This is a genomic window from Cellulomonas sp. CW35 (genome assembly GCF_052378485.1).
Taxonomy (GTDB): domain Bacteria; phylum Actinomycetota; class Actinomycetes; order Actinomycetales; family Cellulomonadaceae; genus Cellulomonas; species Cellulomonas uda.
The window spans coordinates 3,455,129-3,478,347 of the sequence record NZ_CP199000.1 but is presented as its reverse complement, the minus strand read 5'-3'; the positions used below and the strand labels follow the sequence as shown (position 1 = coordinate 3,478,347).

General features: G+C 72.9%; 26 protein-coding genes. 20 read left to right on the top strand and 6 right to left on the bottom strand.

Annotated features, from left to right (window positions below; translation table 11 throughout):
- Positions 1-62 precede the first annotated feature (62 nt).
- From ACT17Q_RS15880 to ACT17Q_RS15870, 3 genes are read left to right on the top strand one after another with little or no spacing between them, the layout of a single operon-like run.
- Positions 63-758 (top strand): ABC transporter ATP-binding protein, encoded by a 696-nt coding sequence (locus tag ACT17Q_RS15880; RefSeq protein ID WP_444663662.1) that lies wholly within the window; start codon positions 63-65, stop codon positions 756-758.
- Positions 758-2,056, top strand: a complete 1,299-nt coding sequence (locus tag ACT17Q_RS15875; protein ID WP_444663660.1) for a hypothetical protein — start codon at positions 758-760, stop codon at positions 2,054-2,056. Before ACT17Q_RS15880 ends, ACT17Q_RS15875 begins: the two co-directional genes overlap by 1 nt.
- Positions 2,053-2,619 carry a hypothetical protein gene (locus tag ACT17Q_RS15870; protein ID WP_444663659.1) on the top strand — a complete coding sequence of 189 codons (567 nt, stop codon included), beginning with the start codon at positions 2,053-2,055 and terminating at the stop codon, positions 2,617-2,619. The genes ACT17Q_RS15875 and ACT17Q_RS15870 overlap by 4 nt, the downstream gene beginning before the upstream one ends.
- Before the next feature lie 113 nt (positions 2,620-2,732).
- On the opposite strand, the gene purN (ACT17Q_RS15865) is transcribed toward ACT17Q_RS15870, so the two are convergent.
- The gene (gene purN, locus ACT17Q_RS15865) at positions 2,733-3,254 is read right to left on the bottom strand and encodes a phosphoribosylglycinamide formyltransferase (protein ID WP_444663657.1); all 522 of its coding nucleotides are present in this window, start codon (positions 3,252-3,254) and stop codon (positions 2,733-2,735) included.
- Between purN (ACT17Q_RS15865) and ACT17Q_RS15860 the strand changes: the two genes are divergently transcribed.
- Positions 3,238-3,510, top strand: coding sequence for a hypothetical protein (locus ACT17Q_RS15860; RefSeq protein ID WP_444663655.1), 273 nt, complete (start codon positions 3,238-3,240; stop codon positions 3,508-3,510). The two genes, purN (ACT17Q_RS15865) and ACT17Q_RS15860, sit on opposite strands and share 17 nt — an antisense overlap.
- Before the next feature lie 339 nt (positions 3,511-3,849).
- On the top strand, positions 3,850-4,722 hold the full coding sequence (locus tag ACT17Q_RS15855; RefSeq protein ID WP_444663653.1) for a hypothetical protein: 873 nt from the start codon (positions 3,850-3,852) through the stop codon (positions 4,720-4,722).
- A gap of 769 nt (positions 4,723-5,491) precedes the next feature.
- Here the strand turns inward: ACT17Q_RS15855 and ACT17Q_RS15850 are convergent.
- Both ACT17Q_RS15850 and purN (ACT17Q_RS15845) read right to left on the bottom strand, forming a co-directional pair.
- On the bottom strand, positions 5,492-5,944 hold the full coding sequence (locus ACT17Q_RS15850) for an SHOCT domain-containing protein (protein ID WP_444663651.1): 453 nt from the start codon (positions 5,942-5,944) through the stop codon (positions 5,492-5,494).
- A gap of 495 nt (positions 5,945-6,439) precedes the next feature.
- Positions 6,440-7,039, bottom strand: a complete 600-nt coding sequence (gene purN, locus ACT17Q_RS15845; RefSeq protein ID WP_444663649.1) for a phosphoribosylglycinamide formyltransferase — start codon at positions 7,037-7,039, stop codon at positions 6,440-6,442.
- A gap of 194 nt (positions 7,040-7,233) precedes the next feature.
- On the opposite strand from purN (ACT17Q_RS15845), the gene ACT17Q_RS15840 reads away from it, so the two are divergent.
- The 10 genes from ACT17Q_RS15840 to ACT17Q_RS15795 all read left to right on the top strand — a co-directional run bounded on the left by ACT17Q_RS15840 (position 7,234) and on the right by ACT17Q_RS15795 (position 17,282).
- On the top strand, positions 7,234-9,459 hold the full coding sequence (locus ACT17Q_RS15840) for a glycoside hydrolase domain-containing protein (protein WP_444663647.1): 2,226 nt from the start codon (positions 7,234-7,236) through the stop codon (positions 9,457-9,459).
- Positions 9,456-10,763 carry a glycosyltransferase gene (locus tag ACT17Q_RS15835; protein WP_444663645.1) on the top strand — a complete coding sequence of 436 codons (1,308 nt, stop codon included), beginning with the start codon at positions 9,456-9,458 and terminating at the stop codon, positions 10,761-10,763. Before ACT17Q_RS15840 ends, ACT17Q_RS15835 begins: the two co-directional genes overlap by 4 nt.
- A 147-nt stretch (positions 10,764-10,910) precedes the next feature.
- Positions 10,911-11,255 (top strand): S-adenosylmethionine decarboxylase, encoded by a 345-nt coding sequence (gene speD, locus ACT17Q_RS15830; RefSeq protein ID WP_198303477.1) that lies wholly within the window; start codon positions 10,911-10,913, stop codon positions 11,253-11,255.
- A complete protein-coding gene (locus ACT17Q_RS15825) occupies positions 11,252-11,977 on the top strand; it encodes a DUF4178 domain-containing protein (RefSeq protein ID WP_166772044.1) in 726 nt (241 codons plus the stop codon). The genes speD and ACT17Q_RS15825 overlap by 4 nt, the downstream gene beginning before the upstream one ends.
- Before the next feature lie 25 nt (positions 11,978-12,002).
- The gene (locus ACT17Q_RS15820) at positions 12,003-12,206 is read left to right on the top strand and encodes a DUF350 domain-containing protein (protein ID WP_094181546.1); all 204 of its coding nucleotides are present in this window, start codon (positions 12,003-12,005) and stop codon (positions 12,204-12,206) included.
- A 7-nt stretch (positions 12,207-12,213) separates the two neighbouring features.
- Entirely contained in the window at positions 12,214-13,779 is a 1,566-nt protein-coding gene (locus tag ACT17Q_RS15815) for a polyamine aminopropyltransferase (protein ID WP_444663642.1), read from the top strand.
- A gap of 174 nt (positions 13,780-13,953) precedes the next feature.
- On the top strand, positions 13,954-14,748 hold the full coding sequence (locus ACT17Q_RS15810) for a hypothetical protein (RefSeq protein WP_444663640.1): 795 nt from the start codon (positions 13,954-13,956) through the stop codon (positions 14,746-14,748).
- 112 nt (positions 14,749-14,860) lie between these two features.
- Positions 14,861-15,982, top strand: coding sequence for an ABC transporter permease (locus ACT17Q_RS15805; protein WP_444663638.1), 1,122 nt, complete (start codon positions 14,861-14,863; stop codon positions 15,980-15,982).
- Positions 15,979-16,668, top strand: coding sequence for an ABC transporter ATP-binding protein (locus tag ACT17Q_RS15800; RefSeq protein WP_444663636.1), 690 nt, complete (start codon positions 15,979-15,981; stop codon positions 16,666-16,668). The genes ACT17Q_RS15805 and ACT17Q_RS15800 overlap by 4 nt, the downstream gene beginning before the upstream one ends.
- A gap of 17 nt (positions 16,669-16,685) precedes the next feature.
- Entirely contained in the window at positions 16,686-17,282 is a 597-nt protein-coding gene (locus tag ACT17Q_RS15795; protein ID WP_236122435.1) for a TetR/AcrR family transcriptional regulator, read from the top strand.
- A 59-nt stretch (positions 17,283-17,341) separates the two neighbouring features.
- Here the strand turns inward: ACT17Q_RS15795 and ACT17Q_RS15790 are convergent, their stop codons facing one another.
- Positions 17,342-18,052, bottom strand: coding sequence for a hypothetical protein (locus tag ACT17Q_RS15790; protein WP_444663634.1), 711 nt, complete (start codon positions 18,050-18,052; stop codon positions 17,342-17,344).
- 14 nt (positions 18,053-18,066) lie between these two features.
- Here ACT17Q_RS15790 and ACT17Q_RS15785 point away from each other — a divergent pair, with 14 nt between their 5' ends.
- The 5 genes from ACT17Q_RS15785 to ACT17Q_RS15765 all read left to right on the top strand — a co-directional run bounded on the left by ACT17Q_RS15785 (position 18,067) and on the right by ACT17Q_RS15765 (position 22,390).
- Positions 18,067-18,957: a sulfurtransferase gene (locus ACT17Q_RS15785; protein WP_444663632.1), complete on the top strand. Its 891-nt coding sequence runs from the start codon at positions 18,067-18,069 to the stop codon at positions 18,955-18,957.
- Positions 18,958-18,994: 37 nt separating this feature from the next.
- Positions 18,995-19,750 carry a response regulator gene (locus tag ACT17Q_RS15780; RefSeq protein WP_444663630.1) on the top strand — a complete coding sequence of 252 codons (756 nt, stop codon included), beginning with the start codon at positions 18,995-18,997 and terminating at the stop codon, positions 19,748-19,750.
- The gene (locus tag ACT17Q_RS15775; RefSeq protein WP_444663629.1) at positions 19,747-20,850 is read left to right on the top strand and encodes a sensor histidine kinase; all 1,104 of its coding nucleotides are present in this window, start codon (positions 19,747-19,749) and stop codon (positions 20,848-20,850) included. Before ACT17Q_RS15780 ends, ACT17Q_RS15775 begins: the two co-directional genes overlap by 4 nt.
- 92 nt (positions 20,851-20,942) lie before the next feature.
- On the top strand, positions 20,943-21,560 hold the full coding sequence (locus ACT17Q_RS15770) for a DUF305 domain-containing protein (protein ID WP_444663627.1): 618 nt from the start codon (positions 20,943-20,945) through the stop codon (positions 21,558-21,560).
- A 161-nt stretch (positions 21,561-21,721) separates the two neighbouring features.
- Positions 21,722-22,390 carry a DUF6803 family protein gene (locus tag ACT17Q_RS15765; protein WP_444663625.1) on the top strand — a complete coding sequence of 223 codons (669 nt, stop codon included), beginning with the start codon at positions 21,722-21,724 and terminating at the stop codon, positions 22,388-22,390.
- 84 nt (positions 22,391-22,474) lie between these two features.
- Here the strand turns inward: ACT17Q_RS15765 and ACT17Q_RS15760 are convergent, their stop codons facing one another.
- Both ACT17Q_RS15760 and ACT17Q_RS15755 read right to left on the bottom strand, forming a co-directional pair.
- Entirely contained in the window at positions 22,475-22,765 is a 291-nt protein-coding gene (locus tag ACT17Q_RS15760; RefSeq protein WP_268531723.1) for a hypothetical protein, read from the bottom strand.
- 122 nt (positions 22,766-22,887) lie between these two features.
- Complete coding sequence (locus tag ACT17Q_RS15755) at positions 22,888-23,082, bottom strand: hypothetical protein (protein ID WP_268531721.1); 195 nt, start codon at positions 23,080-23,082, stop codon at positions 22,888-22,890.
- Positions 23,083-23,219 lie beyond the last annotated feature (137 nt).

Sequence of the window (23,219 nt, the reverse complement as noted above, 5' to 3'; positions counted from 1 at the left end):
CAGCCATGTTGAGTGTCGACCGGGTCACCCGAACCTACGGGCGGCACCAGGCGTTGTCGTCCTTGAGCCTGGAGCTCACGCCGGGCGAGCGCCTGGGGCTGCTCGGGCCCAACGGTGCCGGCAAGACCACGTTGCTCTCCATCCTGGCGTGCGAGCTCGCCCCGACGAGCGGCCGGGTGATCCTCGACGGTCACCCGGTCGTCTCGCGGTCTGATGCACGTGCGGCACGGCGGATCGTCGGCTTCCTGCCGCAGTCGCCGTCGTGCGTGCCGTCGTTCACGGCACAGGAGACCGTCGAGTACGCGGCGTGGCTCAAGGGTGTCCCGTCAGCGACGCGATCGACGGCGGCACGGGCGATGCTCGACCGAGTCGGCCTGGGCGAGGTCCGCGACAAGCGGATGCGCGCACTGTCCGGTGGGATGGTCCAGCGCACGTTCCTCGCGGCCGCGCTCGTCGCGCGGCCGCGGGTCCTGCTGCTCGACGAGCCGACAGTCGGGCTCGACCCCGCGCAACGCCTGCAGTTCCGAGCGCTCGTCGCGGACCTCGACGACGTCGCCGTGGTGCTGTCCACCCATCTGGTGGAGGACGTCGCGGTGGTGGCGTCCAGGGTCATGGTGCTCGCCGAAGGAGCCGTGCGGTTCGAGGGCACCCCGGCCGAGCTCGCCCGCGCCGCACTCGCGCGCGCGCCAGGAGACTCCCCGATCGAGCGTGGCTACATGAGCGTGCTCGACGGCGCGAACCACGCGGTCGACGCCTGATGGGCGTGATCGTGTGGACCGAGCTGCGCCGCTCGGTCCTCGGGCCAGGTACCGCCCTGCTCGCCGTCGCGCAGATCGCGCTCATGCTGAACGACGTCGCGGCGTGGCGCGGCGTGTGGCCGATGGCCTCGGCCGCGGTGGGAGCGCCCTGGCTCTTCCTCGGGCCCGTGGCCGCAGGGCTGAGCGCCTACGACACCCTGCGGCGCACACGACACCAGTCGCTCGGAGCTGCGGGCGTCGGGTGGCGGGTCCCCACGACGGCGATGCTGCTGGCGCGGGTGGCGATGGCCGTCGCGGTCGTGACCGCAGGCGTTCTCTGCGCGGTCGTGGTCAACCTGACCGCGGGGGCACCGTCGGGGTTCGTGTGGCCGTCGTACCTCGTCGTGGCCCTGGCCTTCGCGGTCGGGAGCGTCGCCGTCGGTATGCTCCTCGGCTGCCTCGGCGGTCCGCTGTGGTTCGCCCCCGTGATCGCGGTGCTGCTGGTGTTCCTGCGCGCCGCGTGGTTTCAGGGGGTGAGCCCCGAGTCGTCCGAGGCCGCGCTGACGCGGATCTTCCTCGCCGGCCGTCCGTGGGACGAGCTCAACACCCGCGCAGTCGTCGGGGCGGTACTGGAGACGGGCGTCGTCGTCGCTGTGGCCCTTGCCCTGCCGGTTCTCGGCGACCGTCTGCGCGCCCGACGCGTCGGCCGCGTCTACCCGGTTGCCGCCCGCGACCGACTTCGCGGGCTGGCGGCGACGGCGGTGATCGTCACCAGCGCCGTGCTCGTGCTCGCGAGCCCGCCCATCGCCCAGGCTCGCCCGCCCGCCAGCAACCCGCTGTGCAGCGAGACCCGACCGCGCGTGTGCGTCTGGCCCGAGGATGCACTCCTGCTGCCGGGCCTCGCGGAGAAGGCGGACCGTGCCGGCGCGCTCGCGGATCAGGTCGGCGGGCGCCTGCGGCCTCAGCTCGACGAGTTCGGGCTCAGCCGAGGCGACAACTTCGTCGCGATGGGCCAAGGGACCTGGTTCTTCAGCGACACCCTCGCGGCGATGCTCGCCTCCTCCCTCGCCCCCGTTCGGTGCGACCCACCGCCGGACCACCCGGCGCTCGGCACGTACTACGAGGCCGAGTACGACCTGACCGCGCTGTTCCAGCTGCAGATCGAGGACAGCGAACGCCCCGCCGGCTACGGGGACTCGAGCGGGACCGACCTCGCGGACGTCATGCAGGTCTGGCGCGCCGACGCCGACACACGGGACGCCTGGGTCGCGCAACGGGTCGCGACCATGGAGTCAGCCGTCCAGGCTTGGTGCACGTGAGGCTCTACGCGCGCTCGCGACGCCTCGTCGCCGCCGTCGTGACCATGACCGTTCTGGCGGTCGGCAACGGCCTCGTCGGCGGTCGGCTCCTCACGCTCATGTCCTCGGACCAGCCCCTGATGATGCCGTACCGCTACGTGCTGTCCATGTTCATCGCGATCATCGGCGTCGCGAGCCTGGAGTCTCCCGTTGCGCAGACAGATCGCTCCGACACCGGGCCGCTGTGGCGGACGCGGCAGGTGCACCTCCTGGCCATGCTCGCGATCACCGTGGCGCTCGGCGCCGTCTCCGAGCTGGCAACGGCCAACGGGACCCCGGCCCAAGCCGTGCGGGCCGGCCTGTTCTGGTACGGGCTGGCCTTGATCTCGGCCGGGGTCGGGCGAGCGGCGTATGCGTGGGTCCTGCCGATGGTGGCGCTGTTCCCCCTCGTGTGGTGGGGCAACGCGGGTGGGGGACCGGCTTCCTGGAACTGGGCGACGGCACCCGCGGTCGCGGCCCTGTCCTGGTTCGTGGCGATCACGTGCCTGCTCCTGGGGGCCGGCGCGTCACTTCTTCGTCGGTGAGCCGCTCCGACCAGGGTGCAGACGAGGCGACCTCTGTGAGTTGAGGGACTTCATCCAGACTCGGTAGAGCATCGCGAAGATCCTCGGGAATGCCGAGTCCCAGTGGCCTGCGGTCAGCGGAAGTGGGTGGCGAGCCAGCCGAGGAGCAGGGACTTCTCCGCCGCCTGGACGCGCGCCCGCAGCGACGCGACGTCGTCGCCCGGCTCGACGGGCACGACCGCCTGGGCGAGCACCGGACCCTCGTCGTACTCCGCCGTCACCACGTGCACCGACGCGCCGGTCTGCGTCGCGCCGTCGGCGAGCACCGCGGCGTGCACGCGGTCGCCGTACATGCCCTGGCCGCCGTACGCGGGCAGGAGGGCGGGATGGGTGTTCACGACGAGCCCGCTGAACGCGTCGAGGGTGCGCGGCCCGAGCTTCTTCATGTACCCGGCCAGCACGACGAGCTCGATGCGCGCGTCCGCGAGCGCCTCGACCATCGCGGCGTCGAGCGCGTCCGGGTCGGGGTGCGTGACGCTGGACAGGTGCAGGGTCGGCACGCCGCGCGTGCGCGCGTGCTCGAGCGCGCCCGCGCCGCTGTTGTTCGAGATGACCAGCGCGACCGTCGCGTCGATCGTCGTGCCCGCCGCGTCCATGATCGCCGCGGCGGTCGAGCCGGTGCCGGACGCGAGGATCGCCAGGCGCGCGCGACGGATCAAGCTCGTCCTGCTGCCCGTGTGGCTCGCGACGTTCATGTACGCGGGCAAGCAGTGGCAGGTGATGGTCAACGCCAACACCGGGGAGGTCGTCGGTGAGCGCCCGTGGTCCGTGCCGAAGATCGTCGCGGCGGTCCTCGTCGGGATCGTGCTGGTGGTCCTGGCCGTCTGGTTCTTCGGCCGCAACCAGCAGTGACGCGCACGCACCCTCACGTGGGTCGACTGGGCTCAACGACCGCCACCTGCACATCGAACTCGGCGACATCCCATCAGCCGAGCTCGAGAACCGTAAAACCGATCACCGTGGCCTGAGAGTCCAGCCGGACAACTCCACGGAAGCCGGGACACACCAATTCTGGCGCATGCAGCGTCAGACCAGCGCCCCCGCTGAGCCGGGTCTACGTCGCGGCCTGGTGCACATGCAACCGTGGGCGTCGTGGTCGTCGTCATACCCGTTCGTTGGCCCGGGTTCCGGCATCGGCACAAGCACGCTGTTCGACCCCGCGCTGACTACCGCTCTGGCAGTCTGGGCGCCGTGTCTGAGAACTGGGTGCCGTTCGGTCTTGATGACGATGCGCAGAAGGCGTACGAGGTGCTGGTCCCTGGCGTGCCTATGTGGCTCCGCGAGCCGTTGGTTGCCTGGCTGTCCGGGCGTCTGGCCAAGGGCGAGGGCGAGGGCTGGTTCGACACGGCGCGTCTCGTGCGCATCCAGAACGTACTGCGCCTGGACCTCGGCGCGGTGAGCGGCAATTCCATCACCTCCGGCGCCTGGATGCGCTCGGTGTTGCGCGGCCTACCGGAGATCGACCTGCTCCGCATTGTCGACTACATCGTGTCGGAGTCCTCCACCGGATCGCGCGCCGCCATCTCGCTCGCATCGCTGGAGGGTGTGCTCAGCCAGGCTCGGTCGGCGTACACCGTCGGGAAGCGCTCCGGGAAGCTCGGCCTCGTCGACCGCGTACCCGAGGGCGTGCGGGTGGCCGCCGAGGACGTCACCACGGTCCCCGACGCTGGCCCGCTCCTGGCCCGCGCGTGGGCGCACATCCACGGTCTAGAGAAGAACGCCACCGCCGCCTACGCCGACGCAGTCCGTGCCGTCGAGGCGGTCGCCATCCCGATCGTGCTCGGCGTGAACCCGGACGCCACCCTCGGAACGGTGATCGCCCGCATGCGCGACCAAGGTGACTGGCGGCTGCCCCTGCGCGAGCACGACCATGCACCGAGCGCGGCGATGCTCGTGCAAATGCTGCGAACTCTCTGGCGCGGGCACCGCGACCGGCATGGGGCTGTCGACTACAGCGACGTGACCGCCGAGGAGGCTCGTGCAGGAGTCTCGCTGGCCGTGACCCTGGTGGACTGGTTCGCCTCCGGGGCCATCGCCCGGCGGCCCGACGAGCCGGGGAAGTGACCGCCGCTCGCCAGGGAGCCGTTGGCTCGCTCATGCATCGTGGCCCGGATCGACGCCCGCTGGATGAAGTCGGGCGAGCGCGGCAGACGCACGTTCCGAACCGCGCAGTCCGGCCGGGGATTTGCTACGTGCCGTTTGGGAGGAGCCGGGGAGCGGCCGCAAGCGCAACGGTCGTTCGCCGCGCGCTCGACACGGCCAGACCTTCCTTGACGCGAACACCACCATTGGCACCCGCACCTACTCCCTCGTAAGGGACCCACATCACCGGCGACGAGACCGCCGAGCTGTTCGCGCACGCGCCCGGAGTAGACAAGTCGATCCGCGTGCGGAACCTCGCATCGCGCCGTCCACGTACTGCCGCTGGTGCCGCACGCCGGCAGGCGACGAGGCCCGTGCAGAGGTCCAGGCGTGCCTGAACGAGACGGGCGGCGCGGTCAGCACCTGGCGGCGCGTTCGGATCCCGGCGATGAGGCATCCCCGCATGGCCCGGGGCTCCCGTTTGTGGTGACCCGATCCTCGACCGGGACGCCGTCGTCGAGCTCGGCTGATCAGCACCCTTGCCATGAGCAGATCTTGTCGCTTCCCTCGGTTCAGTCCCGGAACCGGCGTGTCCACCTCACGGGTCAAGTCACCAGATCACGAGGGCGCTGCCGCCACAGAGCGGGAGCTTCCATCCGCACGTGCATCGCGCCCATACCGTCCGATAGTCATCGGTATGTAGCGAGCCGACGGCGCGAGGTCGCGTGCGTGCGGACGTGGCCCCCGATGCTCACGGCTGGTCGTTGGTCTCGTTGAGCACTTTGCGCTTGGCTGCCTCGAATTCTGCATTCGTGATCGTGCCATTGGCGTGCAGGGCAGCGAGTCGCTCCAACTGCTCGGCGACCGGCGCGTGCGGCTCAGGGCGCTTGGCAGCGAGAATGCTGGCGTGGTGCTGGGGGCGGGCTCCGGCTAGGCCGATAGCTCCAGCGACAACGAGAGCGGCGGCGAGCAGAACCAGCACGATCGAGACGACCTTAGCCTGGTTAACGGCGTCAGCGCAGACGGCCTTGAAGAACGCACGGCTAAGAGCGTCTGAGTAGTCGCCAATAGAGGGAGCGAACGCTGAGCCGCACGTCTCCTGGTCGCTTTGCGGGCTCGGAAGGGGGCGCAGGCCCATGAATGCCCCGGCCAGGAGTGCTCCAACCCCTAGGACAACCGACACGGCACTTGTCTTGCGTGTCACTGCGTTCCTCGTTCTGTAGTTGGGGTGGGCATCAGCGTGAGCCTACTAGCCGACGCAGGTCACAAGGGCCGGCCAATGGTTGGGGGCCGGTGTGTGCGTGAGGACCGCCGAGCACTCGCCCCTCCGCGGATGAGTTCGATCATGGTCGGGTGCGCTTCCATCTGATCCCTCCGCAATACGGTGGACGTCGCAGCAGGGACGCGCACAACGACGATTCGGCCGGTCTTGACGGCACGCGCGGCGGTGGCGGCAGACGTGCTGATCGTGTGGGCTGGGCGTAAGGAGGATTGACGAGTGTCCTCTGGTCATCGCCGACGAGGTCGGCCGGGATTGATCTCAGCGCGTCGCGGCGAGTCCCGGTCCGGGTCAGGGTCGCTCCAAGCCATGCGTCGGCGCGAGCATCCTGATGCCGCATGGCAGGGGCCCACGAGCAGCACCGTCCGACGATAGCCGCCGGAATACCGACTTCGTGATCGAGGCCGGTCACTCGCCGCGCTATGCGAAGTGGGTGGCGAGCCAGTCGAGCAGGAGCGTCTTCTCCGCCGCCTGCACGCGGGCGCGCAGCGAGGCGACGTCGTCGTCGGGCTCGACCGGCACGGTCGCCTGGGCCAGGACGGGACCCTCGTCGTACTCGGGCGTGACGACGTGCACGGACGCGCCGGTCTGCCGCACGCCGTCGGCGAGCACCGCGGCGTGCACCCGGTCGCCGTACATGCCCTGACCGCCGTACGCGGGCAGGAGCGCGGGGTGGGTGTTGACGACGAGGCCCGGGAACGCGGCGAGCGTGCGCGGCCCGAGCTTCTTCATGTAGCCCGCGAGCACGACGAGCTGCGCGCCGGACTCGACGAGCGTGGTGAGCATCGCGGCGTCGAGGACCGCGGGGTCGGGGTGCGTGAGGCCGGACAGGTGGCGGGTGGGCACACCGCGCTCGCGCGCGTGGGCCAGCGCACCGGAGCCGCTGTTGTTGCTGATCACGACGGCGACCTCGGCGGCGATGGTGCGTCCCGCGGCGTCCATGATCGCGGCGGCCGTCGTCCCCGTCCCGGAGGCGAGGATCGCGATGCGGGCGGTCGGTCGGTCGCCGGTGGAGGTCACCGCGCAAGCATAGGAGCGCGCCGGGAGGCCGGGTGCCGGGTCGGGGACGAAGGGCGCCCGCGTTCGTCGTGACGTGCGCGCAACACTGCTGTCACACTCCACTCGTACCGTCGCGCACGAACGGGGCGACGACAGCGCGGTCAGCACGGCCGCGTCCGCCGTCCCCACGCAGGTGAGCAGGGGAGGGCGCGCGGATGTTCGACCACGTGGACCCGTTCATCGGCACGGACGCGACCGACCTGCCCGTGCCGACGGGCCTCGCCTCGACGTGGTGGTGGCCGAAGCCGCAGGTCGGCAACACGCACCCGGGGGCGACGTACCCGTTCGGCATGGTCTCGGCGTGCGCGTACTCGGGCGCGTACCCCACGGGCTACGGCCGCTACGACCTGTCGACCGAGGGTCTGCCGCCCGTGCTGCACGACGAGCTCGTCGCGAGCGGGTTCACGCACTTCCAGCAGTCCGGCACGGGCGCGATCCGCAAGTACTACAACTACTTCCGGGTGACGCCGATGCTGCGCCCGCTCGACGACCTGGGCACCGCGTGGCGGATCGTCGAGGAGCAGGCCGAGCCGGGGTACTACGCGGCGACGCTCGAGTCGGGTGTGCGCGCGGAGATCACCGTGGGGCCCAAGTCCGCGGTGCACCGGTACACGTTCCCTGCGCACCACGACGCGCGTGTGGTCATCGACTTCTCGCTCGGCGGGCTCGACATCCCGTTCGGTCGGACGATCCCGCTGCGCGCGCACCTCGGCACGGTCGGGCCCGGGCAGGCGGAGGGGGAGATCGTCGTCGAGGGGGCACCGCTCGCGGTGCGTGTCGAGTGCGACGCCCCCGGCTGGCGGCAGATGCTCTGGTACGACCGCCGGCTCATGCCGGGCGGCACGCGCCTGGACTTCGACCGCATCCGGCCGACGACGCTGCGGCCGTTCGGCCTGATGTGGGCGGGCCCCGCGGAGGCCGGGCAGGTGGTCGAGCTGCGGTTCGGGTTCTCGCTGCGTGGCGTCGACCAGGCGCGCGAGACGTTGGAGGCCGAGCTGGGCGGCGGCGGGCCGGCGTTCGACGAGCGCCGCGGCGCGACGCGCACGGTGTGGCGCGAGCACCTGGGCAAGGTCGCGGTGGACACGCCCTCGTCGGACAAGCAGACGGTCATGGCGACCGCGCTGTACCACTCGCTCGTGAAGCCGTGCCTTGCGCCCGACGAGTCGCCGTTCTGGCCGACGCCCGGCCCGTTCGCGTTCGACCTGTCGACGATGTGGGACATCTACCGCACCCACCTGCCGCTCATGACGGCGCTGGTCCCGGAGCGGTCCGTCGAGCTCGCGAACGCGTTGCTGCAGATCGCGGAGGAGGAGGGCAACCTCCCGATCGGGTACCGCATGGCGCGCGGCGCGGACCGGTTCTCGCGGCAGGGCTCGGCGCTCGCGCACACGTTCCTCGCGGACCTGTGCTCGCTCGGCCTGCCCGGCGTCGACTGGGACTGGGCGCTCGTGCACATGCACGACGACCTGCGCCGCACGTACGGCGAGGAGTACCTGCAGCGCGGCATCACGCACCCCGTCAGCCACACCCTCGACCTGGCGTTCGGCTACTGGTGCACGGCGATCGTCGCGGCGCGCGTCGGTGACCTGACGCTCGTCGACCAGTTCGGCACGCTCGCGGGCGGGTGGACCCGCGCGTTCGGCCCGGACGGGCTGCTCGTCGACTCCACGTGGTACGAGGGCGGCCGGTGGAACTACTCGTTCCGTCTGCTGCACGACATGGCGTCCCGGATCGCGCTCGCGGGCGGCGACGAGGCGTTCGTCGGGATGCTCGACCGGTTCTTCGGCTTCGGTGCGGATCCCGTGAAGCAGCCGGGCGTGCGGCCGGACGTGCAGGAGCTCGCGGCGGGCTACGCGCTCGACCGGTTCGAGGGCCTGAACAACGAGCCGGACATGGAGGCGCCGTGGGCGTACATGTACGCCGGGCGCCCGGACCGCACCGCGCAGGTGGTGCACGACGTGGTGCAGCAGCAGTTCGGCACCGGCCGCGGCGGCCTGCCGGGCAACGACGACTCCGGCGGGCTGTCCTCCTGGTACGTGTGGGCGTCGCTGGGGGTGTTCCCCGTGGCGGGGCAGAACCTGTTCCTGCTCAACGCGCCCGCGTGGCGTGAGGCGCGCGTCGACGTGGCGGGCGGGACGCTCGCGATCGAGACCACGGGCTTCGTCGAACCCGAGCCGGGCGGCCCCGCGCAGCACGTGCAGTCCGTGCACCTGGACGGCGTGCCGCTGGACCGGCCGTACCTCACGGGCGGTGAGCTGCACCGCGGCGGGCGCCTGCTCGTCGGGCTCGGCCCCGAACCGTCGGGGTGGGCGACGCGGCACCGGCCGCCGTCCGCGCCCGCACCGCAGCATCCCCAGAACCCCGAGAGGACGACGCCATGACCCAGCACGTCGCCCGCCCGAACCGCCGCCTCGTGATCGTCGTGCGCGCCGACCCGGTCATCTGCGGTCACTCGGGCGAGGCCCGCAACCTCGCGGAGGCCGCCCTGGACCGCGGGTTCGACGAGGTGCGCATCGTCACCTGGCCCGTCGACCGGCTGCAGGCCGCGGGGCTGCCCCTCAAGCCGCTCGACGGCGTGCTCCCGTACTCGCCGGGGATCGTCGTGGAGCGGCCCGCACCCGTGGGTGACTACAAGGTGCCCGACGGTCGCTGGCTCGCGGGGCTCACCGGGCGGCTCGTGGAGCTGTTCACCGACGGCGTCCCGACCGTCGCGATGTCGCTGTACCTGTCGCCGCACGCGACCGCGATCGCCGACGCCGTGCACGTCGCGCGGCGCACGGGCCTGCCCGTGGACGTCGTGACCGTCGCGGAGGCCGTGGGTTCCGACGTCACCAACGTGGTGCGCGCGTGCGTGGAGGAGGGCCGGTTCGGCGCGGCCGCGCACGTGCTGTCCGGGTACCTCGAGCACGACGTGTGCCTCGCGGTCTCGCAGTACACGCGCGACCTCGTCGTGACCGAGGCGGCCGCGCTCGACGCGGCGCACGGCACCCGGTTCGCGGCCGAGCTGCGCGCACGCGTCGCGATCTCCTACCCGGCGGTCGACGTGGCGGCGTACGTGCGGCGCGACGACGACGAGACGGGCCGCGTGCTCGCCGCGCGCGGCCTGACCCGCGGCGGGTACGTGCTCTACCTGTCGCGGCTCGCGCACGCCAAGGGCGTCGACGACCTCATCGACGGGTACGTCGCCTCGGGGGCACCCGCGGCCGGGCAGCGCCTCGTGGTCGCCGGCAACGGCCCGCAGGCCGCCGAGCTGCACGACCGTGCCGCCGCGACCGGTCTCGGCGACCTGGTCACGTTCCTGCACGACGTGCCCGACGACGAGAAGCCGCACCTCATGGCGGGCTGCACCGCGTTCGTGCTGCCGTCCAAGCCGCGGCCCGAGTTCGTCGAGACGTTCGGCATCGCGCTCGTCGAGAACATGCTGTCCGGCGGCGGCCCGGTGATCACGACCGACACCGGAGGAATCGGGGAGGCCGTCGGCAGCACCGCGCTCGTCGTGCCGGCGTCCGACCCCGGCGCGATCGCCGCCGCGATCGACAAGGTCCTCGCGATGGACGACGACGAGCGCGCGGCGTGGTCCGCGCGAGCGCGCGAGCACGCGCTGCAGTTCGAGCGCGGCGTCGTCCTCGACAAGATCCTCGACCGCGTCGCCGCCGCCACCCGCACGCCCGCCCTCCTGCCCTGAGCGCCGCCGGGTGACGCCCGGGGCGACCCGGGCGTCACCCGAAAGCGCCCTCTCGTGTGGATACCGCCCACGCGGGGCTGCCCGGTTCGCTACGGTGCCCAGCGACCACCGCGCCGTCCGGCGCAGGACGACGGGAGGCCGCGCGACGTGCACCGCAACCACGTGTACGTGTTCGACGTGCTGCGCGCGGACGCCGCGCGGCTCGACGACCTCGACGTGGTGCGCGGCGCGCTCACCGGGCTGGTCGCCGACGCCGGCCTGCACGCTGTGGGCGCGGAGGCCGTGCACCGGTTCGCACCGCAGGGCCTGAGCCTGGCGATCCTGCTCGCCGAGTCGCACGTCGCGGTCCACACGTGGCCCGAGCACGGCGCCGCGTACGTGACGCTCACGAGCTGCCGCCGCCCCGACGACGGGTTCGTCGAGCGGACGCGCGCCGCGCTCGCCACCGCGCTCGCGGGCACCGTCGTCGTGCGCGAGGTGCCGCCCGCATGAGCGTCGGACGGCGGCCCCGCGCCCGCATGGCGCTGGGCAAGCACCTCGTCGGCGCCCCGCCGTGGCGCTCGATCCCGCACGGCGTCGTCGTGTACGAGGAGTACGACCCGGCCGACCGCACCACGTACACGTGGGAGGAGTGGGAGGTCCTCGGCTACGAGAACCTCGACTTCTGGGTGGAGTACGACCACTACACGCGCAAGGTCACGCTCTACCGGCCGCTCGAGGTCGTCGAGCACCTCGACCCCACGCACCTGCAGGAAGGCCAGTGGCTCGGCGTCACGTGGCGCGGGCAGACCCACCAGGTGCGCGTGGACGAGGTGGGCGTGGGCCGCATCGCGTACCTCGAGGGCGGCTTCACGTACGACCTGCAGCTCGGCCAGGACGTCGCGTACGCCGAGCTGCGCGGCCACGGGTTCGTGCTGTCCGTCGAGAAGTTCGACGAGCGCGTGCTCGACGTCTACCACGGCGTCGAGCTCGACACCGCGGGCCAGAAGGCGCACTTCGGCAAGCGCGTCGCGCCGCGCAACCTGCGCGGGCTGGTCCTGGGCCTGGTGATCGCGCTCGGCATCGGCGGGCTCGGCGTCGCGTGCTCGCAGACCGTCGAGCAGTGCACCCCCCGCACCGTGCTGGCCGAGCCGGGCGGTGTCACCACCACCACCGAGCAGGTGTGCGTCCGACGCTCCGTGTTCGGCGGCGGCGGCGGAGGGCTCGGCAAGTGAACGTCCCGACCAAGGAGAAGCACCCGTGATCATCGAGTTCCTGTCGACCCTGCTGTACTCGGTCGTCGGCATCGTCATGCTGCTGCTGGCGGTCGTCGTCGCCGACCGGCTGTTCCGGCTCAACCTGCGCCACGAGCTCGTCGAGGAGCACAACGTCGCGTTCGGCATCCTCATCGCGGGCATGGCGGTCGCGATCGGCCTGATCATCGCGGGCACCATCAGCTCCTGAGCGCCGCATGACCGCCACCGAGGTCGAGCACCCCGCCGCGACGGGCCGGTCGCGCGCGCGCCGCATGGACCGCCCGACGGTCTTCGCGGCCGCGCTGCTCGTCGCCGTCGGCGGCATCGTCTACGAGCTCATCCTCGGGACGGCCGCGTCCTACCTCGTCGGCGACTCGGTCGTCTCGTTCTCCGTGGCGACCGGCCTGTCGCTGTTCGGCATGGGGATCGGCTCGCTGCTCGCACCGCGCCTGCCCGGGCCGTCCGGCATCGCGTTCGTGCGCAACGAGCTGGTGCTCGGCCTGCTCGGCGGCTCGTCGGTGCTCGTGCTGTTCTGGGCGTACGGGCAGACCGAGCTGTACTGGCCGGTGTTCGTGCTGCTCGCGGTCGGCATCGGCATCGGGATCGGCATCGAGATCCCGCTGCTGGTCGCGCTGCTCAAGGAGCACGGCCGCGACGAGTCCGTGGGCCTGCTCTCGAAGGTCCTCGCGCTCGACTACCTGGGCGCGCTGCTCGCGTCGCTGCTGTTCCCGTTCCTGCTGCTGCCGGTGCTGGGACTGGTGCGCACCGCGCTCGCGGTGGCGATCCTCAACGTCGCGGTCGCGCTGTTCATGCTCGCGCGCATGGGCCACCAGCCGCGCTGGACCTGGACCACGGGCGGCGCGCTCGCTGCCCTCCTCGTGGTGTTCGCCGCGTCGTCGGGCCTCGAGGCCGCGCTGTCGACGCGGCTCTACCAGGACCCGGTGGTCGCGGCCGCGACGTCGCGCTACCAGAAGCTCGTCGTCACGGACTACCAGGGTGACGTGCGGCTCTACCTCAACGACCAGCTGCAGTTCTCGTCCGTCGACGAGGCGCGCTACCACGAGACGCTCGCGCACACCGCGCTGACCTCGGTGCGCGCGCCCGCGTCCGTCGCGATCCTCGGCGGTGGCGACGGGCTGCTCGCGCGCGAGGTGCTGCGCTACCCGACCGTGCGCGAGGTGGTCGTCGTCGACCTCGACCCCGCCGTCACGGACCTCGCGCGCAGCAACCGCCTGCTGCGGGACCTCAACGAGGGCTCGCTCGACGACGAGCGGGTGCGCGTCGTCAACGCCGACGCGTTCGGCTGGGTCCGGGACGGCGAGGCGACGTTCGACGCGGTCCTCGTCGACCTGGTCGACCCGTCCGACGAGCGGGTCGCCAAGCTGTACTCGACGGAGTTCTACTCCTCGGTCGTCGCGCACCTGCGGCCCGGCGGCGTGCTCGCGACCCAGGCGACCTCGTCGTACTTCACCCCGCGCGCGTACTGGCAGGTGGTCGCGACGCTGCGCGCCGGCGGGCCCGGCCGCACGGTCGTCCCGCTCAGCATCAACGTGCCGTCGTTCGGGGAGTGGGGCTTCGCGCTCTCGCTGCCCGGCGCGGGCGACTCCTTCCTCACCGCGGCCCCGCTGCCCGACGGCCTGCGCTTCCACGACCAGCGCTCCCTCGCCGACACCGCCCGCCTCCCCGGCGACCTGACGCCGACCGACATGGCGCCGTCGACCCTGCTCGCACCGGTGATCTACCGCACCTACCAGCAGGACATGCGCCACTGGCGCTACTGACCCCGGCCTCACCGATCGCGCCTCTCCGGGTGGGTCGCGAGTCTGTCGGTAGGTCGCGCAGTCATCCGCACGACCCACCGACAGACCCGCGCCGTAACCGCTGACTCGCGACGAATGGCCGGCTCGGTGGAGGGGGCGGTAGCCAGGGTGGGAGTGAACCGCCACAATCGCGGCATGCAGCGGGGCGGGGGGAACGGCGGCGCGCCGGGCGCGCGGGCGCAGGTGTCGAGGGCCGTGCGGGGGTGGTGCGCCGTCGGCGGGGGAGTGCTCGTCGCGCTCGGGTGCGTGGCAGTGTTCGTGTCCGACAACGGCGCCGGGACCGCGGCGGTGCTCGCGGCCGGGGCCGCCCTCGTGCTCGTCGCGGTGCTCGCGGAGCGGATCACCGCGGTCGAGGCCGGGGGTGTGAAGGTCGAGCTCGGGCAGGCGGTCGCGCGCAAGCTCGACGAGGCCGCGCGGGCGGACGAGGACGGCGACCACGTCCGGGCCGCGGAGCTGCGTGACGAGGCCCGCGAGCTCATCGAGCTGAACTCCGCGGAGGCCGCGCGGTTCGCCGTGACGCGGCGGTCGTCGCCGGGGTGGCGGCGGTCCGTGGAGCAGGAGCTGCAGGTCCGGTCGTGGGCGGAGGCGGCGCACCGCACGCACCCGACGCGCGAGCTGCTGGAGCAGGTGTACGACGAGGGCTCGGAGGCGAACCGCGTGATGGCGCTCGCGATGATGAGCGGGCACCCTCCGGCCGCGAGCCACGAGGTCGCGGAGCGGGCGATCACCGAGCCGGTCTCGGCGTTGGAGCAGTACCACGGGCTCGTCGTCGCGCACCTGCTCGCGCTGCACGAGCCGGCGTCCCCGGCGACGCGCCACCTGCGGGAGGTCGTGGCGGGTGCGCTCGACTCGGGGGACCTGGGGCACGCGGGCACGGACCGGGTCGCGCTGGCGCGGCGGGTGCTGGAGCTCGTCCCGGCGGAGCACTGAGGCCGGCGCGGGAGCGCCACGGGGACCAAGCCCACTTTGTCGACGCCTTGTCGGCAAGACGGAACCCGGCCTATGTTTACCGACATGGTGTCGACAACAGAGGTGGTGCGCGGTGTTCCTCGCGTGGCGTGAGCTGACGTTCGCCCGGGGGCGCTTCGCGCTCATGGGCTCGGTCGTGGCGCTCATCGGCGTCCTGATGGTCCTGCTGTCCGGCCTGTCCGTCGGGCTCGTCAACGACGGCGTCTCCGGGCTCAAGCGGATGCCCGTCGACGCGTTCGCGTTCGAGGAGGACGTCGACCACTCCGCCGCGTTCGCGCGCTCGGCCGTGGACGTGACCGCGGTCGACGAGTGGGCGACGGTCGACGGCGTGAAGGACGCCGCTCCCTTCGGCAACGTGCTCGTCAACACGCGCACCGACTCCGGCGTCGACCTCGACCTCGCGCTGTTCGGCGTCCAGCCCGGCACGTGGATCGCACCCTCGTCGGCCACGGGCGAGGACCTCGCCGGCCCCGGCGAGGTCGTGCTCGCGGGCGACGTGCGTGACATGGGCGTCGACGTCGGCGACGTCGTCGTCATCGACCAGATCGGCACCGAGCTCACCGTCGTCGGGTTCCTCGACGGGCAGCACACGTTCGGCCACGTCGACATCGGCTACGTCGACCTGCCCACGTGGCAGGAGGTCCACGGCGGGGTACGCCCCGGCGAGGAGGCCCCCGCGTGGGTGTACGAGCAGGTCACCGCCGTCGCGCTGCGCGGCGACGGGATCGACCTCGCCGCCGGCGACGCCGCGATCGGCACGACGAGCATGACGCTCGACGAGTCCTTCGGCGCCTCGCCCGGCTACACCGCCGAGACCGCCACGCTGCAGCTCATCCAGGTGTTCCTCTACGCGATCTCCGCGCTCGTCGTCGGCGCGTTCTTCCTCGTCGTGACCATCCAGCGCAAGCACGAGCTCGCGGTGCTGCGCGCCATGGGCGCGAGCTCGCGGTTCCTGCTGCGCGACAGCCTCACGCAGTCCGCGATCCTCCTGGTGACGTCCACCGCCATCGGCGTCGGGATCGGCCTGCTGCTCGGCAGCGGGCTGTCCGCGACCGAGATGCCGTTCGCGCTCGAGGCCGCGCCCGTCGCCGGGGCCGCCGTGCTCCTCGTCGTGCTCGGCATGATCGGCGCCGCCGTCGCCGTCACCCGCATCACCCGCGTCGACCCCCTCACCGCCCTCGGAGGCAACCGATGACCGCCGCGACCGTGACCGCAGGCCTGAACCTCGCCGGTGTGACGCTCCTGCACGGCGACGGGGACGACACCGTCACCGCCCTCGACGACGTGTCGCTCACCGTCCAGCCCGGCGAGCTCCTCGCCGTCGTCGGACCGTCCGGTGCGGGCAAGTCGAGCCTGCTCGCCGTCGCGGGCGGACTCATCCGCCCCACGTCCGGCACCGTGCACGTCGGCGACGCCGACCTGACCAACGCCTCGCAGCGCGACCTCGCGCGCCTGCGCCGCACGCGCATCGGCTTCGTGTTCCAGTCCGGCAACCTGCTGCCCGCGCTCACCGCGCTCGACCAGCTCCGCCTGCCGCTGCAGCTCGGTCCCGTCGAGAACCCGCGCGACCCGCGCGAGCTGCTCGACGAGGTCGGCATGTCCCACCGCGCCGACCGTCGCCCCGGCCACCTGTCCGGTGGTGAGCGTCAGCGCATCGGCATCGCCCGCGCCCTCATGACCCGCCCGCAGCTGCTGCTGGTCGACGAGCCCACCGCGGCCCTCGACCGCGCGCGCAGCCAGGAGGTCGTCGCGCTCCTCGCCCGCGAGTCCCACCAGCACGGCGTCGCCACCGTCATGGTCACCCACGACCACGACGTGCTGCACCACTGTGACAGGGTGCTGCAGATGACCGACGGCCGGCTGGAGGAGCACGTCGGCTGACCTGCCGGGAGGGATCCGTGCCTCGCATCAACGCCGCGACCGTCGCGGAGCACCGCGCCCGCCAACGGCGCGCGGTGCTCGACGCCGCGCGTGACCTGCTCGCCGAGACCGGGCAGGCGCCGTCGCTCGCCGACGTCGGTGCGCGCGCGGGCCTCGCGCGGTCCAGCGTGTACGAGTACGCGCGCTCGCGCGACGACCTGCTCGCGGCCGTGGTCGCGGACGTGCTGCCGAGCTGGGCGCAGCGCATCCAGGACGCCATGGCGCAGGCACCGACACCAGGTGCGCGCGTCTGGGCGTACGTCGAGGCCAACGTCGCGTTCTTCGCCGGCGACGAGCAGCGCGTCGCGCGGGCGCTCGGGAGCGTCGTGGACCCCGCGGTGCTGTCCGGGCCCATGCAGGAGTTCCACGCCGCGCTCCAGGAGCCGCTGCGCGCGGCACTGCGCGAGCACGGCGAGCCCGACGCCGAGGCCGTCGCCGACCTCGTCGACGCGATGATCCTCAGCGCGACGAAGGCCGCCCGCGCCCGCCCGCAGCCGAGCGACGACACCGAGAAGGCCGTGATCCTCACTCCGCTGCGCCGGGTCCTCGGCCCGTACCTGGGCCTCGACGCCTGAGCCTCAGCGACGACGAGGGCCCCAGCCGCACCTGCGACGGGACCCTCGTCGTGCTCGGGTCAGTAGCCGGTGGTCTCGCGGGGGTGGTCGACGCACCAGGTGAGGGTCTCGCGGATGGCGGCGGGGACGTCGTCGGGCTCGATGCCGAGGACCGCGCAGACCGCCGGGTCGGAGACGGCGTCGCGGGCCTGGAAGCGCGCCGAGTCGGGCAGGTGGATTCCGTGCTCGACGCCCGCCGCGGTGGACTGCTCCTGGGCCGCCTCGTAGCCGGGGAGCATCACCTCGAGCGGCACGACGACCGCGTCCTGCGGGTCCCGGCCGACGGCGGCGAGGCACATCTGCTGGAACTCCAGGTACGACAGGTCGTAGCCGTTGATCGGGTAGCGCCCCTCGTGCTCGCCGTGCTCCATCGCCCCGACGGCGGCCTGCGCGACCTGCCGGACGGTGACCGACGACGTCGAGCCGCCGAGCACCGCGGCGGGGCCCTCCTGTCCGGCGACCATGTCGAGGAACATCTGCCAGAGCGGCCGCTGGTTCGGGACGGTGCCGAAGATGTACGGCAGGCGCAGCGTCATGACGTCCATCTCGCCCGCGCCCTCCAGGCAGGCGACCTCCTCCTGCATCAGGCGCGTGCGGGGGTAGCCGTTGCGCGTGCGGTAACCCAGGTCCGGCCACTCCTCGGCCCACTGCGCGGTGTACGAGCCGTACAGCACGAACTTCTGCACGCCCGACTGCCGGGCGAGGCGCGCGACGCGCTGGGTGGGCAGCACGCCGAGGAGGACCCATGCCCGCACTGCCGCCCCTGGTCAGCCCCGAGGACCTGCGCGACGCGCTGGACGGACCGGACGAGGTGCTCGTGCTCGACGCGTCGACTGCGCTCGCGCAGGGCGGCGAGGGTGACCCGTACACCGCGGAGCCGCTGCGCGCGCAGTACCTCGACGCGCACGTGCCCGGAGCGGCGTTCGTCGACGTGAAGAACGAGCTGTCCGACCCCGGCGGCCCGTTCCTGTTCACGCTCCCGCCCGCCGACACCCTGGCCGCGGCGTTCGCCGCCGTCGGCGTCGGTGACGGCACGCACGTCGTCGTGTACGACACCGTCGGGTCCGCGTGGGCGACGCGCGTGTGGTGGCTGCTGCGCTGGCTCGGGCACGACGCGGTGTCGGTGCTCGACGGTGGCCTCGGCGCCTGGCGGGCCGCGGGCTTCCCGACGGCCTCGGGCGCGGCCGACGACGAGGCCGCCCGTGCGGGCGGCGTCACGCTGACCCCTCGCGAGCGGCCCGAGCTGCTCGCCACGCTCCCGCGGGTCGAGAGCATCTCCGCGGGCGACGCGGCCGGGCTGCTCGTCAACGCGCTCGACCCCGCGACGTTCCGCGGCGAGCAGGAGGTCAGCCCCTACCCGCGGCGCGGCCGCATCCCCGGGAGCGTCAACGTGCCCCTGTTCACGCTCCTCGACCCCGCCACCGGCCGGTTCCTGCCCGTCGACGAGCTGCGCGCGCTGCTCGAGGACGCCGGCGTGCTGCAGGCCGAGGGGGCGGTCACGTACTGCGGCGGCGGGATCGCCGCGACCATGCCCGCGTTCGCGGCGTTCGTCGTGGACGGCACCGAGGTCGCCGTCTACGACGGCTCCCTGTCGGAGTGGACGTCCGACGACCGCCGCCCCGTCACGCTGGGCTGACGCTCGCCGCGAGGCACGTCCCCGGGCACGTCGCCTCATGACGTCCGGTCCTCGGTGCCGCGACACTGGCACGGTGGAGAGCCGAACATCCGTGCCGCTGACGCGCCGCGCCCTCGTCGTGGACGACGAGGAACCGCTCGCGCGGCTCGTCGCGGGATACCTCGAGAAGGACGGGTTCGAGGTGCGCGTCGAGCTCGACGGGCCGGGCGCCGTCCGGGCCGCCCGCGAGCGCGAGCCCGACGTCGTGGTGCTCGACCTCGGGCTGCCCGGGCTCGACGGCGTCGAGGTGTGCCGCCAGATCCGCACGTTCTCCGACGCGTACGTCGTGATGCTCACCGCGCGCGCCGACGAGGTCGACACGCTCGTCGGGCTGTCCGTGGGGGCCGACGACTACGTGACCAAGCCGTTCCGCCCCCGCGAGCTCATGGCGCGGGTCGCCGCGCTGATGCGCCGCCCGCGCCGCGTGCGCGACGACTCGGCACCGGCGTCCGCGCTGACGGTGGGGGCGCTGCGCATCGACACGGTCGGCCGTGAGGTGTGGCTCGACGGTCGGGAGGTCGCGCTCACCCGCACCGAGTTCGACCTGCTCGCGGCGCTCGCGAGCGCACCGCAGCGCGCGTTCTCCCGGCGTGCGCTCATCGCCGCGGTGTGGGGCGACGAGTGGGTGGGCGACGAGCACCTCGTCGACGTGCACCTGCTGCACGTGCGCCGCAAGCTCGGCGACAGCGCGAGCGAGCAGCGCTACGTCCGCACCGTGCGGGGCGTCGGGTACCGCATGGGTACGGGCGGATGAGCGGCACGCGCCGCACGGGGATCGCCGCGCGCCTCCTCGTCGCGATGGTCGTCGTCCTCGCCAGCGCGACGCTCGTCGCGTGGGCGGTCGCGTCCGTCGTCGGGCCCGCGCTGTTCCACCAGCACATGGCGGCCGCGCACCACGGGCCGGGAACGGCGGTCGAGCACGCCGAGCTCGCGTTCTCCTCGGCGAGCACCGTCACGCTCGCGGCCGCGCTCGGGGCGGCGGCCGTGACCGCGCTGCTCGCGAGCACCGTCCTCGCGCGGCGCATCGGGACGTCGCTCGGGGCGCTGTCCGCCGCCGCCGGGCAGGTCGCTGCGGGCCGGTTCGACATCCGGCTCGACCGGCCCGGGGCGGGCAGCGAGTTCGACGACCTCGCGGATGCGTTCAACGCGATGGCGGAGCGTCTGCGCCGCGACGACGAGCAGCGTCGGCGTCTGATGAGCGACGTCGCGCACGAGCTGCGCACGCCCGTGGCGACGATCGTCGCGTACGTCGACGCGCTGGAGGACGGTGTGCAGGAGCTCGACCCCCGCACCGTCGACGTGCTGCGCGCACAGGCGTCGAGGCTCACCCGCCTCTCGACGGACCTCGCGGCCGTCGCGCACGCCGAGGGCGGAGGGCTCGTGCTCGACCGGCGTCCCGTCGCCGCCGGCGACCTGGTCGCCGCAGCGGTCGCGGGCGTGCAGGCGCGCGCCGCCGAGAACGGTGTCGAGGTCGAGGCCTGCGTGCCGGCCGGGCTGCCGCCGGTCGTCGTCGACGTCGACCGCGTCGGTCAGGTGCTGGCGAACCTCCTCGACAACGCGGTGCGGCACACCGCACCGCGCGGGCGCGTCGTCGTGACCGCCGAGGCCGCGCCCCTCGGCGTGCGGTTGCGGGTCGACGACGACGGCGAGGGCATCGCCCCCGAGCACGTGCCGCACGTCTTCGAGCGGTTCTACCGGGTCGACACCGCTCGGGACCGGTCGCACGGCGGCTCGGGGATCGGGCTGGCCGTGGTGAAGGCGCTCACCGAGGCGCACGGAGGCCGCGCCGGGGTGAGCAGCGACGGCCCCGGCCGCGGGGCGCGGTTCTGGGTGGACCTGCCGGCGGACCGGTGAGCGGCTTCATCGGATCTTGACCGTTCGCCAGTAGGACCTACGTCCCGGGCGTGGACAGTGGAGACGGACCGTCCCCGATCTCTGGAGCTCCCGTGCGCGTCGTCCGCCCCTTCCTCGTCGTGCTCGTGGTCGCGACGAGCACGACCGTCGTCGCCGCGTGCGCGCAGACCGACCCCGCCACCCCCGCCGCGGACCGGCCGGCGACCTCGACGTCATCGCTCGCCGCCGACCGCGCCGACGTGCACTTCGCGCAGCAGATGATCATCCACCACCAGGGTGCGCTCGACATGGCCGCCCTCGCACCGCAGCGTGCCGGCAGCGCCCAGGTCGCCGCGCTCGCACGCCGCATCGCCGCAGCCCAGCTGCCCGAGATCGACCTCATGAGCGGCTGGCTCGAGGCCTGGGGTGCCGCCGTGCCCGACGAGGACGCGACGATGCCCGGGATGCACCACGGCGGGAGGGGAGGCGACGGCGGCATGGCGTCCGACGACGACCTCGGCGACCTCGAGGCCGCCCGCGGGCCCGCGTTCGACCGGCTCTTCCTCGAGCTGATGATCGTGCACCACGAGGGCGCCGTGCACATGGCGCGCATGGAGGAGCGCGCCGGACGGGACCCCGGCGCCCTCGCGCTCGCCGAGCGGATCGTGCGTGACCAGACCGCCGAGATCGCCGAGATGCGCGCCCTGCTGGCGCCCCTCACGGACGACTGACGCGCGCGACCTGGGCCCTCGGTCCCGACGCGGCCACCCGCAGGCCCGCGCCCGCGGCACCTTCATCGATCCTTCATCGGACCTGAGCCGACGCTCGACCCGCGGTCAGAAGGCTGGCCCCGCCGCCGGGCCGTCCGGCGTCCCACGACGAAGGAGTCCCGATGGTCGCCACCGCACCCAGCCCGACCCCCACTGCACCCGCACGCACCAGCCTCACCTGGGAGGTGCGTGCCATGCTGCTCGCCGCCGCCAGCGGCGCGATCGTCGTGCTGGCCCTCCTGCTCCCCGCCTGGCCCACCGGGCCCGACATGGGCTCGACGCACTACATGGGCCTGCTCGCCGACAACCAGCCGTGGAACCTGCTGCTGTTCATGGCCGTCCCCGTGATCGCCGCCGAGACCGTCGCCGTCACCGAGCTCGTCATCCTGTTCTCCCCGCAGCGCGCGGGCCGCACCGTCCGCGCACTCAACCGGTACGTCGGCCTCGCCGCCGGCCTCTACTTCCTCGGCGTCGTCGTCTACCTGCTGCGGCACGCCGTCGTGCCGCTCACGCTCGACGGCGGGTGGCGCGGGCCGGCCGACGTGATCGCCGTCGGGTTCTACCTGCTCGGCCTCGTGCCCCTCTACGGCATGACCCTGCTCGAGACCCGCGTCGTCGGTGAGCCGTGGGACGAGCGCCGCCGGCTCAAGACGCACGCCACGCTCGTCGGGATCTTCCTCGTCGTCGCCCACATCGCGATGATCGCGGGCATGCTCGACCCGACGGTGCTCGGTTGGGACCCGACGCACGTCATGCCGGACGGCATCCCGATGGAGGGCATGACCCACTGACGCCCACTGCAGCCGTCGGTGCCGTCCGCCGGGTGGCCACACCGCTGAACCCGAGTGGTCGCGGTGCGCCCCGCTGGTCCGACGTCAGGTCTGCGGGTTCACGAAGAGTCCGAGCAAGCCCGTCAGCGCGGCCGTGAAGACCGTGAGGAAGACATCGGGGCTGGTCTTGTCGCTCTTGTCGAGGACGGCCAGCATCAGGGCGACGAGCGCGAGCGTGGAGATGCCGACCAGGCCCACGACGAGGATCGTCCACAGGCGGTCGGTCGTCGCCTGACCAGGGGACCCGATCGCCTCCTTGATCGCGGCGATGCGCTCGGCGTCGCTCTTCTCCGGGTCATCTGCGATCCGGGCGATCTCGGCGTTGCTGACAGCCATGAGTGCCTCCCCCTCGGGCCGCGCCTTCGCGTGCTTCGACCATCCCACCGCGGGGGCGTGCCGACGAGGGTGAACTTGCACGGGGGCAACGACGACGTCGTGGCCGGGTTGCGGTGTCGGAGCTAGACGGGCGGGTCAGGCGTCGACGGCGAGTCCGGCGAGAAGGCGTTCATACGCTCCGTGTAGTCGCTCCACATCTTCTCGCGTTGCCGGGCGGTCACGTCCCACAGCTCCGCCAGGTCGTGCTCGGTGACGAGGGGCGCAGCCTTGCGGATGGCGAGGAGCCTGGCCTGGGCGTTGTCGAAAGTCCTGGCCACCTCACGGCGTCCCTTGTCGTCCAGCTCGTACGCGCTCGCGAGCGGAGCCGGACAACTCGGGACGAAAGTCGCCGAGACGTCACGGTCCCGGGATGGAACCGGGCGCCGTCGGCGACGTGCGGCACGAACCCCCGCGG